Below are 14,314 nucleotides of genomic sequence, written 5' to 3'. Positions count from 1 at the left end.
CATTTTGAGGCAAAGGAACCGTCCCCATGCATCACTTTTATGTAAGTTAAACTTACAGATATGTCGGTAAGGTTAACTGTTTATTTATCAAGATTAAATTTATAATGTAGATAATTCTAAATTTTATGATTATTGGAGAAAGGGGATGGATATGAATTCGTTACAGTTGAATTTAAGGACGTTTTTGGAGAGGACGGCTAGGTTTTTTCCTGATAAAGAGATTGTATCAAGAGAGTCTGATGATTCGATCTTTCGTTACAATTACGCGGAATTTTATCAACGGGTAAAGAGATTAGCCAACGTTTTAAAATCTTTAGGTATTGAAAAAGGGGATAAAATTGCTTCGATGGCCTGGAATAATCATCGGCATCTGGAGCTGTATTTAGGAGTCCCGTGTTATGGTGCAGCGCTGCATACCGTTAATATTCGTTACGGGAATCCCGAAATTGTCTACACCATTAACCACGCCGAAGATAAGGTTTTATTTTTCGATGAGGATTTATTGCCAATTGTGGAAGCGATTTCGCCGCAGTTGCCTAATATCGAGGCATATGTCTTCCTTGGCAGGAACCTTCCCGATACCGAAACAAAACTTTCGCCGCTTTATTGTTATGAAGAGCTTCTAGATCGGGCGGAACCGGAGTTCCAGTTTGACATGCTGGACGAGTATACGCCTGCCACCATTTGCTTTACATCTGCTACCACGGGGCTTCCTAAAGGAGTTACTTACACGCAAAGAAGCCTATACTTATACACCTCAGCCTTGCTTTATACGGATGTAACCGCCATCTCAGAAAAAGACTGCATCATGCCCATTGTTCCCATGTTCCATGTAAATGCCTGGGGGCTGCCTTATGCTGCTATTGCCACAGGCGCAAAGTTAGTATTGCCGGGTACTCGCCCGAATGCTCATCAGCTATTGTCATTAATAGAATCCGAGAGTGTCATCGTAACGGCAGCAGCAGTCACCATCGGCGTTGAAATGGCCAATATTTTAGAAGAGCATCCCTATCAAATTTCCAGTTTAAGGGCACTTTTCCTTGGGGGACAAGCACCGCCGAAGGCAATTATTGAAAAATTTCTCTATCAACACCGCGTTCCGGTCGTCCAAGGCTATGGCGCAACAGAAACTTCCCCACTAATTACATTTTTGCATTTTAGAAAAGATCAGGAAAACAACTCAGAGAGTGAAAATATTCATTATCGCACCAGACAGGGTATCTTAATTCCTGGAATCGAAATGAAAATCGTCGATGAATTCGGTGAAGAAATCTTATGGGATGACCAAGAAATGGGCGAAATTCTGGCACGCGGCCCATGGGTTGCCAGCGAATATTTGAATGATGAACGTTCTGCCTCTTCCTTTGACAATGGCTGGTGGAAGAGCGGCGACATCGCCACCATTAACAAACAAGGGGCGATTCGGCTTGTCGATCGGAATAAGGATTTGATTAAAAGCGGCGGGGAGTGGATTTCCTCCGTTCAGCTTGAAAATGAATTAATGGCCCATCCGGAAGTGGCGGAAGCATGTGTTGTCGCGATGCCTGACGAAAAATGGCTGGAACGCCCGTTGGCGTATGTTGTACTGAAGCAGGATGAAAATACAAGTTTACTAGAAGAAGAGCTTACCCAGTGGTTAGGAGCAAGGTTCCCTAAATGGTGGCTGCCAGACCAATATATTTTTACAAATGAAATCCCTAAAAATGCCAACGGAAAGTATAATAAGAATCTTTTGCGCCAGCGTTTTAGTGAAAAGCTAGTTTGAAAAAAATCATAAATTTACGAAACAAGAGGTGGGATGGGTATGGAGGTAACTGAAAAAGTACGTAAGAAGCAGATGAGAAAAGTGGCACTAGCCAGTATTGTAGGAACTTCGATCGAGTGGTATGACTTTTTCCTATACGGAACCATGGCAGCGTTAGTTTTTCCGAAATTATTTTTTCCAGAATCAACTGCCTTTATGGGGGTTTTGCAATCTTTCATCACATTATTTATCGGGTTTTTGGCGCGTCCGCTTGGGGCGATTATCTTTAGTTCCTACGGTGATAAAATCGGGAGAAAGGCGGCCTTGGTCACTTCGTTATTGTTAATGGGAGTCAGCAGTACGGTGATGGGATTATTGCCTACCTACGATTCCATCGGCGTGTATGGAGCTGTCCTGCTTGTTATTCTCCGGTTCCTTCAAGGAATTGGTGTTGGCGGTGAATGGGGCGGGTCGGTTACCCTTTCTGTTGAATGGAGTTCTAAAAAATCCCGCGGTTTAATGGGAAGTATGACGCAATTGGGTGTTCCAATCGGAATGTTAGCCTCTACATCCATTGTTTCGCTATGTATCTTTCTAACCGGCGATAACTTTGGGGTATGGGGATGGAGAATTCCATTTATTTTAAGTATCGTTCTTGTCTTTATTGGCTTATATATCCGTCTTGGAATTGAGGAATCTCCAGAATTCGCAAAAATGAAAAAGGAGAACCGCACCGCCAAATCACCAGTGCTTGAATCCATTAAAGGATATCCTAAAGAGATTATTCTGGCGGCGTTTACGCGACTGGCGGACAATGTGCCGTTCTACATTTATACGACGTTTGCCATTTACTATGCGACCGTGCATCTCAAACTAGATAAACAATTCATTACGAATGCGGTATTACTTGTTTCCGTCGTGTTCTTAGTCGTTGTTCCTTTGTCCGCTCATTTATCGGATCGAATCGGCCGGAGAAATATCACGCTTGCTGGGATGATCATGACATTGGTAATGGCTTTCCCGTATTTTTATTTAGTGAATACAGAGGAAAAGGGGCTAATTATTTTGGCGACCATGCTTGCCAGTGTAGGGCCGGCCGTGGTGTACGGTCCGCAGGCAGCGCTGATTTCCGAGATTTTCCCAGTGCATTTGCGCTTTAGCGGCTCGTCCATTGCCTATCAGTTTGCCTCCATTATTGCCGGAGGTCTTGCTCCGACGATTTCATTAGCCTTGCTGGAAAAATTCAAAAGCACTACTGCCATTGGAACGTATGTGACGATTTGCTGTATCATTTCGATTATCGCGTTAACACTTCTTAAACCGAGTGAAAAGAGGGTATTAAAAGGAGCAGAATCTTCAGAAGTTAGCCAAATTATATAATTGTTAAAAACACTCTTAGCAGGTAATAATAGGCTGCTAAGAGTGTTTTTTTTCAAAAAAGAAAGATTATAATTCTGATTTGTAAGATTCAATGGACTCCAGCAAACATTTAATGAATTCCTTCTCAACGATGGAGGAATATTTATTCTTCGCTTGGATGCAGATGAGATGGTAGTTTGGCACTTCGATTGGATCAAAATAAGGGATTAAGCAAATATCGCCCCGTACAACCAACGGATCTTTTTTCATCAAATCAGTGAAAAAGCCGATGGCTAAATCGTTTGCGATCACATTTTTCATCACTTCATCATTGTTTGTATAACATAATATGTTTCCTTGGCCATACCTAGAAAAGAGATCCTCCCATGTTTTTCGGTTTGGCCGTTCATTCCGGATGACTAAAGGGAAGTTTAACATCTCTTTGGGTGTAATCACATCCATATTAGCTAATGGAGAGTTTTTACTAACCGCAACCATTAGCTTGATGGTATAAATAATTCGGGCATTCATATAACGGGATACTTCCTTATGTGTTTCATCAGTACCCATTATTAAACCAATATCCGTTTGGAAACTTTTCGCTTTTTCGATAATGGGAACAAGCGTATTTGAATCGATTTCCATTTGGATCTGTGGATATTCTAATTTGAATGATTTTATAGCTTCTAGTAGAAATGTAGAGAAGAAAATAGCGGATGCCGAAATGGATAGGCTGCCCGGCATTTCCTTCGAATGATGGCCTAACTCTTTTAACTCCGTGATTTTATTCATAATTTCATAGGATAATTTAAGGACCGCTTCTCCTTTGTCCGTAAACGTGCTCCCAGATCGTGACCGTATAAAGATAGGAATCCCAAGCTCCGCTTCAAGGCTCGAAATCGCCTGGCTAACAGCAGAATGAGAAACATGCAGCCGATCCGCCGCCTTCGAAATATTCCCCCTCCTCGCCACCTCAATCACATACTCAAACTGTTCAATATGCATAAAATCAAGCCACCTTTTGAGGCATGGGGACGGTTCTTATGCCTCATTTTCAGTAATAATTTCATTATAACAGACAAGCTTAATTTATTAATGTGGAACATGGGTGAAGCATGGGGACGGTTCTCGTGCCTCAATTCTGTACATAGTCCAAACCATAATTCACCCAATCCTCCACTAATAAATAGGTGCAGTTTTATCAAGGAAATTCGATTATGATGTAAATGGATGATGCAAATAAGCCAATTAGGAGGATTTTAAGTGTCGCAAGGATTAATCCATCATATCGAGCTATATGTTTCTAATTTAAAGATAACAGTTGATTTTTGGGGATGGTTTTTGGAGGAATTAGGCTATCAGGTGTATCAAAAATGGGATCGGGGCCAGAGCTGGAAATTGGGTGAAACTTATCTCGTTTTTGTGCAGGCAGAAGAAAAATTTTTAGATGTAGCATATCACCGATGCCGTGTGGGTCTCAATCATCTGGCCTTTCATGCAAGCTCCCGCCAGCAGGTTGAGGAAATAACGAGTAAATTGAAAGATAGAAATGTACCGATTTTATATGAGGACAAGCATCCCTTTGCCGGCGGAACAGACCATTATGCGGTGTATTTTGAAGACCCGGATCGAATGAAAGTGGAATTGGTGGCACCTTCGCAAGAATGAAAGGTTTTTCAAAGTGCCATCGTTGTGTGATTTTGTTCTTCTATCCTATTTTGAAGCAGAAGAACCGTCCCCATGCATCAAAATCCTTTCAGGTCTTTCGCGGGGAGTTAGGTTTAAGAGGAAGTAGCCGATGATAAGGATTAGGATGACCAGTGCGTTGATTAAGGTGTTTATAGCAGAATCATGCTCGACTATAATGAGCCTGATCATTGCGGTAATGCCAATGTATAGGAAGTATCGAATCGGAAAATGGTATTGTTCTTTGAAGTATTTAACAATCATCGCGATGAACTCAAAATATAAAAAGAAGAGCAGGATATTGGCAAAAAACTGCTGGTGGTCATGGCTGCCATTGTCCATTAACATCCGGCCAAAAATGAGTAATTCTTTCACCAATAATATTGCTAGAATGGTAGCCAGCAAGACAAGCGTCACATTCAAAAATAGTTGCAGAGCCCGTGGAAGTATCCGGAATAGAAAATTGAAATTCCTTTTTACTTGTTCCATGCACATCATCCCCTGTAAATTATGAAAGAGGCAGAGGGACGGTTCTCATGCCTCATTTTAGTACGTTGTTTTTTGGTAGTTGCATTGCCTGACCCCTATTTTGAAACGCAAGAACCGTCCCCATGCATCACCTATTTTGAGGCAAGAGAATCGTCCCCATGCCTCATTCGTGCATCACTCCAGTTCGAAGGTGTGGCTGAAGTGGGTTTTGCCGTTTTCGTCTTGGATTTCTACTGTTGCCTGTTGTGTTGCTGGGTCGACGCGGAAGACGCCGTAGTTGAAGAAGTTGCCTTCTGCGTATAGTTTTTCAGGTCCGAAGGTTGGGTCTAATGTTCCCGGATTGATTTTTACTGCGCCGATAGGTCCGCTTATGAGTTCGTTATAATCCGCTTTTCCGTCGTGGTTGGCGTCATATTTGATGACTTCTGCAAAATGGACGTCAGTCGTGACGAAAAAGACGTTTTTGATCCCTTTTTCGATGATAAAATCAGAGATTTGTTTGAACTCGTTCTCATAGCCGGTCGGGTCATTCGGGTTGACGTTGTCGCCGTTTGCCCATCCGTCCCGCGCCATTGCTTTTCCGGTCGGAATCGAGATTGGCACGGAAGTCGCGACTAGTTTCACTTTGGCATCTGACTCAAGAAGCTGCTGCTTAAGCCATTGTACCTGCTCATCGCCAAGCATGGTTTTATCTGCACCATCGGCCTCGGTGTTCGGTGAGCGGTATCCCCGGTTATTAAGGATGATCATATCCATGGTGTTGCCCCAAGAATATTTGTGATAAAGCTTGTCTGCTTCACTGCGTTCACCTGAAATCGGCCAGTAATCTTTAAACGCACTTAATCCGGTTGGTGTCAGCGGCTGGTACGGTCCGGAAAAATCATTGATTACCTCGTGGTCATCCCAAATGGCAAAGGTTCCTGTTTTTTGCAAAAGGCTGCGCAGCCCGGCATCGGTCCGGTTCTCCTTATACTTCGCCCAGAAATCCTGTACGGTTTCAGACGGAGGATTCGGAACGGCCGGTGTTGCATTATCAGCATAAATGGTGTCCCCGCTGAACAGGAAGAAGTCTGGATTTAAAGCTGCCATCGATTTGTACGATTTAAATGGAGGGATCTCTCCCTGGCCGCCCGTATCGCCGCCCCATACCATGGTCAACGGCTTCAAGCTGTTTTCCTCCGGTGCCGTTTTGAAGGAACCGTTCACGATATATTTGCTGGAAACCGCATGTGCCCGGTAATAATAAGTCGTATCCGGCTTTAATCCGTCAATCTGGACATTAACTGTGTAGTCATGCTCCACGTCTGCAGGGCTTGTTTTTACGATGGTATCATGTTTAAAACTGCTGTCCGTGGAAATTTCAAATTGAACATTTGTTGCCGCGTTAGTGCGTGCCCATAGAATCGCAGACGAATCGGTTACATCCCCGCTCGCCACTCCATGTGAAATAAACGGTTTTTCAACTAAATCAACAAGCAGGTCCGTATTGTTGGTAAACGCACCGTCCACACCCAGGGAAAGCAATGAAACCATATCGTCCTGAGCATTGACGGTCCACGGGTGGATGAGAAGCTGGTTCTGGTGGGCAGCCTCCATCAGCTTCGGAACAACCAGCTCCTTACTTGGGCCGACCCCCGCAGCGTATTCAGAGATTCGCTTCATTTCCTGATGGACATCCTTGCCAGCCAGCATGGCTCCAGTATAAAGCTGGATCAGCTTGACATCAGGGGCAAGTGTTTTTAACTTACGCAGTGAGTCCTCGCTGAACGACTCTAGAAAAAGCATTTCACTGTCTAGGACATTTGTTTTTTTCAAAACATCAATGACTTTCTCTTCCATTCCGGGGTAAACGTTTGGTGCTTTTGTTTCCATATAAAGGCCGACTTTGCCGTTTCCGTGCTGTTTGACAAACTCGATGGCTTCCTCAAGGGTTGGTACCTGCTGTCCGATGTACGCTTGTTTCGCCTTGTCCGGGTATGCTTTGTTAAACCACGAACCTGCATCAAGACGTTTGATTTCATCGAGGGTAAAATCCTTTACCCGCCATGGGGAACGGTCCGGATAAAGATCCTTGGCATTCGTTGTCCTCGCCAGTGTTTCATCATGCATCGCGATCAGCTGACCATCCTTGGTCATTTGTAAATCAAATTCTACATAATCGGCCTTCATCGTCATTGCCTGCTTGTAGGCTGCGAGTGTATGTTCCGGGCCGTAGGCGGAGGCACCGCGGTGGGCAATCACCGCCACATCAGAGGTAAGCGGGCGCAAAGTCGATTGTCCATTTTCAGTCGGAGAAATTTCAATTGGTTTAGCTAAAACAGCATAAGGGGCGGCTACAGTAACCGCCAAAGACAAACAAGCCAATCCAGCTACTAAACTCTTTCTCATTCTTCCATCATCTCCTGTAAGAATATGTATTTCATATACAAAAATACAGGAGAAATATTGAGCCGCTATTAATAGACTTTGAGAATATTGTAAATCGGGCAAAAACAGGTCTTTTGATGCATGGGGACGGTTCTCGTGCATCATTTTGTGTTGAGACACGGGGACGGTTCTCATGCATCATCGCCTGCTACTCTAAACAAAAGTACCGCCAAAATGGTTCACAGTCTTCATTTTTCCGAAATATTCTATAAAGGGTTAAATCTTTTATAGGGAGTATGTTTATGAATCCGGATTTCAATCCTTCTAAGCTGCATGTTAACTGTTTGCCTTCCTCATCATCGATGAAGGTTTATGGCCGAAAATACACTTTGACACATTCCGATACGACAGGTGACTTGTTTTTGAGCATTGGCTATCATTATGATTTCAAAGGTATTAACGTTTCTAAGCGTGATGAAGTACTAGCAGAATGGATGACAACAAAGAAGGGGGCGCCTATTTTAAGCGGAAATGTGTATGTGAGTGGAGGGGAATTTGATGAACAAACGGCACAGCGGCGATTCCTGATCTTCCAGCGTGAATTGAACCTTGCCCTATCTGCTATCATCTATGGCGACCAATGTCTTTTCCGTCAGTATCCCGAACTGCTCGATGCAAACATCTTTATACACTTTAACTCAATCTATCCAGCCTTTAACCAGACCATGTACTATCGTACTCCGCGCCATTATACGTAGGGACAGTTCTCGGGCCTAATTTCAGTCGTTACCCGCCATTTTCCCCTAACTTAACTATTGGTAATAAGCGGATTGATTTGTGTCCTCTAGTACACCATTTTTTGAAACATAAGAACCGTCCCTCTGCCTCAAAGCTGACTCACCACAGGCAATTGTGAGGCAAGAGAACCGTCCCCGTGCTTCAATCTGAGACTATTGATGTATTCCATTATTTTTTTAAAAAAGTTATTATATTTCGTTGTAATGGTTTAATGATGTTATAAAGTCTTGGAGTAGAGGGAAGGTATTTTTGAAATGTCTTTGGATTCTTTGGTATTGGCTTTTTCAACGGCGGACATAGACTATGACATGTTAAAAAATTTAGGAATTTCGATTGGGATTTTGGTTGTATTTATTCTTTTTAGGAACCTGTTTACCAAATATGTGTTTCAGTTGATTGTAAAATTGGCCCGTAAAACACCGACTGAATTTTTAACGCAGATTTGTTTGAGTTTTGAGCGTCCTTTAGGGTGGGCGTTTATTATTGTAGGGTTGTACTTGGCGATGGATTATTTCCCTTTTATGGAGCAGCAAAATGCGCTGTTTATCAAATTTTTGCGTTCGATGATCATTGTTTTAATTACATGGGGATTGTTTAATTTGTCCTCTCCTAGCACAGGAATTTTGATCAGTGTTAATGAAAAAATGAACAATAAGATTGATTTGATTCTTCTTCCGTTTATTTCAAGGACGATTCGTGTCATTATTATCGCCATTAGTATCAGTATTATCGGGCAGGAATTTAATTATGATGTCAATGGATTGGTTGCCGGCCTTGGCTTAGGGGGACTTGCCTTTGCTTTAGCGGCAAAGGAAGCTGTCGGGAATCTCATTGGCGGGGTCGTCATTGTCACGGAAAAACCATTTTCGATTGGAGATTGGATCAAGACGCCGAGCGTAGAGGGGATCGTCGAAGATATCAATTTTAGAAGCACGAAGGTTCGAACCTTTAGCCAAGCTCTAGTGACGGTTCCAAATGCGACACTCGCGAACGAAGCGATTACGAACTGGAGCCGTATGGGAAAAAGAAAAATAGATTTTCACTTAGGACTTAACTATAAAACCACGAAGGAAGAATTGGAACGAGTAGTAAGGCGGATTGAACAATTGCTAAGGACGCATGAAGAAATCCACCCAGATACCATTATGGTCGCGTTCGACCACTATAACGAGAGCAGTCTCGATGTTCTAATCTACTTTTTCACAAACTCGACCGTTTGGGCAGAACACGTAAAAATCAAACACGAAATCAATCTAGAAATCATGGCGATACTAGAGGAAGAGGCAGTAGAAATAGCCTTCCCAAGCCGAACCCTCTACGTCACCCCACAAACAAACGAAGTATTCCAAACAATGGGCTCTATTGATTGAGTGATGCATGGGGACGGTTCTCGTGCATCATTTTTCGATATGCCGCTGATGCATGGGGACGGTTCTCATGCATCATTTTTCGATATGCCGCTGATGCGTGGGGACGGCTTTCATGCCTCTGTTTTTTTACCTCCCCTAAAATGGTAAAAAGATGAAAAACTATTTAACGTAGTATATGATAGAGCTGTAACCTCAGATAAACCCCCGGAACCAGGCAGAACCTAGGGACGGTTCTCGCGCTTCTTAATTAACCCACTTTTAAACTACTTTTATATGACTTTTTCCTTAATGATAACCATCTTGGTCTACAAAACTTTTTATTTAATACGGCCTGTTGTACATTTTTTGAGACATAAGAACCGTCCCCATGCTTCACCTTGTTTCCACATTTAAATTCAAGGTTAGGTGATTGTGATGCCCCGAAGTGCAAGGGTGAAGAGTATGAGCGGTGTTTACCATATTATGTGGAGAGGAGTGAATCGGCAGGAGATTTTCCATGATGATGAGGATTGTAATAGGTTTCTTGATATTTTAGTAAAGTATAAAGCGGAATCGGAATTGGAGATATTTGCTTGGTGTTTGATGGGCAATCATGTCCATCTCCTTATCCGGGAAGGAAATGAAACCATTTCCAATACGATGAAGCGGATTGGTGTCAGCTATGCCTCGTATTATAACTGGAAGTACGACACGACGGGGCATTTGTTTCAGGGGCGATTCAGAAGTGAAAATGTAGAAGATAATAGGTATTTACTAACAGTTACTAGGTACATTCATCAAAATCCCGTTAAGGCTGGAATCGCAGACAGACTAAATGAATGGAGATGGAGCAGCTGCCGTGAGTATTATGGTGAATATCGTGATGACAGAAAGCTGCTTGATGCAAATTTTATTATCGAAAAAATTTCCCTTGATCAAACCTTTGCCATGGAAAAATTCAAAGAATATAACGAAAAAATTAACAACGATGAATGCTTGGAAGAGAAAAGAAGAAGGCTGCCTGACGAAGAGGCAAGGGTCGTCATTAAGAAACTGCTTGGCCCTATGGACATCACTCACGTAAAGGTACTGCCAAGGGTGCAAAGAAAGGAAGTCTTTCAAAAAGTAAAAAATATTAGAGGTGTATCCCAACGACAGGCAGCGAGAATTTTAGGGGTATCGCCTAATCTCATATTTAGAGCATGAGGCATGGGGACGGTTCTCCTGCCTCATTTTTCTTTCCTTCGAAATTTTGATGCACGAGAACCGTCCCCGTGCATCATCCGTGCATCACAACTCCGATTGGTCGACGTTTAATTCTATGAGATTTCCATCCGGGTCGGCGCAGAAGATTTGGGCAAAGCCGCTGACGCTGTTTGGCTTTTCTAGGACGTTTACTCCATTCTTTTTCAGCCAAGCTAAAGTTTCTGCATAGTTTTTGACTCGAAGGGCAAAGTGTCCTTCCCTGCTGCTTAAGCTTTTGTCTTGCCGAAGGGTTTGCGAGTGGGGAAGGACGATTAAGTGCAGCTGTTGATTCCCTATACCGTACCAAGCCCCTTCAAAATCAAAAGCAGGCCGAGGAAGTTCTTTTAAACATAGTATCTCACTATAAAATTTCTTAGCCCTGCTTAAATCTGTAACATTCAAACTTACATGATGCAGCTCAGTGTACTTTATCAAAGTAGTCAACCCCAATCCCAATTTTTCTAGATACCTGGAATATAACATATTTAGCGTGGGGTTTCACGGTTGAGGCGGGGGGACGGTTCTTATGCCTCATTTATTCCTCTATGAAAACCTTTTGGTAAACACCAGAATCGTCTTCATGCCTCTCCTTGCTTCAGTCAGTCCCATTTTGATGCACGAGAACCGTCCCCATGCATCACTCGTCAAAGTGGTTCTGATATTAGGTTTGAGATTAGATTGGCTGCTTCTTTGACGATTTCGATGAGTTTGTCCGTGTTGAATACGGAGAATCTGGCAGTAGGCAGGACTAAACTTAGGCTTCCCTTTATTTGATTATTGCTGAAGATGGGGGCTGCAATGGCTGAGAGTCCGGCATCAAGTTCCCCATGAGAGATGCAGTAGCCATCACGGCGAATTTTCGATATGGCTTTTTTAAACTCTTCCCAATCCATTCCTAACCCAGCCTCCGCAACTTCCTCCCGGCGCGATTCAAACAGTTTGATCAGATCGTTTCTTTGCAAATTGGCAACGATAATTTTGGATGTGGAACTCTTGAAAAGCGGGTGTGGAATCCCCCTCGAGTAGCTGATATTCATTTGTTTATTGTCCGGTGCTTCCGTATGTACCACCAAAATTTCTTCATTAAAAACATTACTCAATAAAACCTCACAGCCTGTCAGATTCACAAGGTTTTCCATAATCGGCTGGCCAATTTTGATGATTGGGTCGGAAATTCGAACTTGCCGATCCAATTTAATAATTTTAGGCCCAATGACATACGATCCGCCTTTCACCCTTGCCAATAACCCTGCCGTGCTTAATTCTTTGACATATCGATAACCGGTCGGTACCGAGAAATCAAATTCATTGGTAATTTCCTCCGCAGTCCAAATCGGTTTTTCTTCGGTAAATAAATCAAGAATCGCTAACATTTTCGTAAGACTCGACATTTTCTTACCCAACACCTCTTTCACTCTCTCAAGCCTCTATTTATATAGATTATAACTGTTTTTCACGAAAAAACTCACCCACTAAAAAAAGAACCCCTAAAGGAGCAACACTCCCTCAAGGGTTTGTTAGGTTCAAATTGATCCTATTCTGATTGGCCGACGAACCAGTTCCTGTCTGCTAATCATCCAACCTTCTGACTATTAATCGATTGAGCCGCTTCTTGCGGTCGAACCCAAATCCAGAACAGCAGGCCGGTGACAAAAATGAGAGCGGCACCCAAATTAAAGGCTTGATGGAATCCTGCGATGGTTGTAGCGGCATTTTGGATAATCAGGCCTGTCACGAAAGGAGCGAGAATCCCGGCTAAATAATAGATAGCTGTATAACTTCCTTGCGCCTTGCCATAATGTTTCTTTGGAAAAACACTTGTTAAAATGGCTGGTCCAAGCACTAAAATAATACTTCTTAGTGCCACCGCCAACGTTAACATGGCAACGGCAAGCGTACTTGATTCGACGACCGTTGCCAGAAAGTAAAAGAGTGCAGCCAACAACATCATTGGCCCTACAATAAATACCCGTGAACGGACAACGTTTTGTGTTTTTGCATAAATGCGATCAGAAACTGAGGAAAAAAACAGCTGTGAAATGGTAGTCAACACCCAAGGAATCATAATCGCCAGCTGCAACATCGTACCATCTATCCCTCGAGCTTTTTCGAAATAGTTAGGGAACCAAGCGAGTTCAATGGCGAAAAACCAATAAGAAGCAAAAGCACATAGTGATATGAGAATAAAATTGCGTGAAAATAACTTTGGCAAAACTTCTGACCAGCTTGCTTTCTCCACGTCCTCGTTTTTTACTTGTTTCGGCTTAATATTTTCTTTATTTTCCTTTACTATAAGAACCCAAAATAAGGTCCAAATTGCTCCGAGGACACCTAAAAAGATGAAGGCCGAACGCCAGCCATGATTGACAATAAAGTAAAGTAACACAGGGGCCGCAATCGCAGCGCCAACTGTATTGCCGACGGAGACTAAGGTAAGGCTTACGCCAACTCTTTCTTTCGGAACGGATTTTGCGGCCATCGTCATGGCTAGGCCATAGGTCGGCCCCTCACCAGCTCCCAAAATCATTCGGGTGACGACAAGATACGGTAAGCTCATCGTAAAGATAGTAGCAAATTGCACGACCGCCCACACGGATGTAATCACGGTAATGACTCGTTTTGTGCCAATATAATCCGATAAGAACCCTACCAACAAGGCTGATATAGAAAATAGCCAGAAAAAGGAACTTCCGACAATTCCCCATTCGGAGGGTGATAAATTCAATTCCTTCATAAGCGGTACAGACGCGAGACCGATAATGGCTTTATCGGCAACGTTAATAATGGAAACAGTAAATAGAAAGCCAATAGTCAGCCAAGCATTTCTACTTAATTTCGGATTAGAATGCGCTTTCAAATCATTCATCAGTAAATCCTCCTATTAGTTCATACTATCTTAAACTTTTAAACTGGTAAATCCCCTTGGCCGATCCAGAATAACAGCTTCCATTGCGCAAACTGGTTACTTAATTTCCCACGCCCCTTATTATTGGAATTTTTTAAAAATTTATTTACATTATATCCGTGGTGTTTATCGTAATGCAATATTATTTTTAAAAAAATATATAAAATTTGCATAATTCTATTTTCATTTATTAAATTATGATAATACTGAAAAATAAGCAAAATGGCCAATCTATACTATTCGGTTAAAACCACTGCGTAAAATCATATATTAATAATTATAATAAAATAAAGCGGTTTAATTTTTAAATAATTAATATCAATTATCAAATTATGATAATAGTTGTTGACAATCAAAAAAATATATTTGATA

Annotated in this window: 12 protein-coding genes; 6 read left to right on the top strand and 6 right to left on the bottom strand. The window is 42.4% G+C overall.

All coding sequences use genetic code 11. From position 1 onward, the window contains the following. Window positions 1-151: 151 nt before the first annotated feature. Together ACZ5B7_RS27995 and ACZ5B7_RS27990 are read left to right on the top strand one after the other, a co-directional pair. Complete coding sequence (locus ACZ5B7_RS27995; protein WP_464491835.1) at window positions 152-1,765, top strand: long-chain fatty acid--CoA ligase; 1,614 nt, start codon at window positions 152-154, stop codon at window positions 1,763-1,765. 39 nt (window positions 1,766-1,804) lie between these two features. Further along, a complete protein-coding gene (locus ACZ5B7_RS27990) occupies window positions 1,805-3,124 on the top strand; it encodes an MFS transporter (protein WP_464491834.1) in 1,320 nt (439 codons plus the stop codon). A 66-nt stretch (window positions 3,125-3,190) separates the two neighbouring features. On the opposite strand, the gene ACZ5B7_RS27985 is transcribed toward ACZ5B7_RS27990, so the two are convergent. After that, window positions 3,191-4,108, bottom strand: coding sequence for a LysR family transcriptional regulator (locus ACZ5B7_RS27985; RefSeq protein WP_464491833.1), 918 nt, complete (start codon window positions 4,106-4,108; stop codon window positions 3,191-3,193). A gap of 258 nt (window positions 4,109-4,366) precedes the next feature. Between ACZ5B7_RS27985 and ACZ5B7_RS27980 the strand changes: the two genes are divergently transcribed. Beyond that, a complete protein-coding gene (locus ACZ5B7_RS27980) occupies window positions 4,367-4,771 on the top strand; it encodes a VOC family protein (RefSeq protein WP_464491832.1) in 405 nt (134 codons plus the stop codon). Between the two features lie 45 nt (window positions 4,772-4,816). On the opposite strand, the gene ACZ5B7_RS27975 is transcribed toward ACZ5B7_RS27980, so the two are convergent. Together ACZ5B7_RS27975 and ACZ5B7_RS27970 are read right to left on the bottom strand one after the other, a co-directional pair. Continuing rightward, window positions 4,817-5,278 carry a phosphate-starvation-inducible protein PsiE gene (locus tag ACZ5B7_RS27975; RefSeq protein ID WP_464491831.1) on the bottom strand — a complete coding sequence of 154 codons (462 nt, stop codon included), beginning with the start codon at window positions 5,276-5,278 and terminating at the stop codon, window positions 4,817-4,819. 174 nt (window positions 5,279-5,452) lie between these two features. Next, complete coding sequence (locus ACZ5B7_RS27970) at window positions 5,453-7,666, bottom strand: glycerophosphodiester phosphodiesterase family protein (protein WP_464491830.1); 2,214 nt, start codon at window positions 7,664-7,666, stop codon at window positions 5,453-5,455. 281 nt (window positions 7,667-7,947) lie between these two features. Here ACZ5B7_RS27970 and ACZ5B7_RS27965 point away from each other — a divergent pair, with 281 nt between their 5' ends. The 3 genes from ACZ5B7_RS27965 (at window position 7,948) to ACZ5B7_RS27955 (ending at window position 10,998) form a co-directional block, all read left to right on the top strand. Then, the gene (locus ACZ5B7_RS27965; RefSeq protein WP_464491829.1) at window positions 7,948-8,403 is read left to right on the top strand and encodes a staygreen family protein; all 456 of its coding nucleotides are present in this window, start codon (window positions 7,948-7,950) and stop codon (window positions 8,401-8,403) included. Window positions 8,404-8,697: 294 nt separating this feature from the next. Then, window positions 8,698-9,813 (top strand): mechanosensitive ion channel family protein, encoded by a 1,116-nt coding sequence (locus ACZ5B7_RS27960; protein ID WP_464491828.1) that lies wholly within the window; start codon window positions 8,698-8,700, stop codon window positions 9,811-9,813. A 441-nt stretch (window positions 9,814-10,254) separates the two neighbouring features. Next, window positions 10,255-10,998, top strand: coding sequence for a transposase (locus ACZ5B7_RS27955; protein WP_464491827.1), 744 nt, complete (start codon window positions 10,255-10,257; stop codon window positions 10,996-10,998). An 84-nt stretch (window positions 10,999-11,082) separates the two neighbouring features. On the opposite strand, the gene ACZ5B7_RS27950 is transcribed toward ACZ5B7_RS27955, so the two are convergent. From ACZ5B7_RS27950 to ACZ5B7_RS27940, 3 genes are all read right to left on the bottom strand, one after another. Then, a complete protein-coding gene (locus ACZ5B7_RS27950) occupies window positions 11,083-11,472 on the bottom strand; it encodes a VOC family protein (RefSeq protein WP_464491826.1) in 390 nt (129 codons plus the stop codon). 209 nt (window positions 11,473-11,681) lie between these two features. After that, window positions 11,682-12,452, bottom strand: a complete 771-nt coding sequence (locus tag ACZ5B7_RS27945; protein WP_464491825.1) for an IclR family transcriptional regulator — start codon at window positions 12,450-12,452, stop codon at window positions 11,682-11,684. 158 nt (window positions 12,453-12,610) lie between these two features. After that, window positions 12,611-13,903, bottom strand: a complete 1,293-nt coding sequence (locus tag ACZ5B7_RS27940) for an MFS transporter (protein WP_464491824.1) — start codon at window positions 13,901-13,903, stop codon at window positions 12,611-12,613. Window positions 13,904-14,314: the final 411 nt, after the last annotated feature.

The organism is Neobacillus sp. S1115 (genome assembly GCF_055385565.1).
Note: the sequence above shows the minus strand (reverse complement) of the source record. Positions and strands in the feature narration are given on the sequence as shown.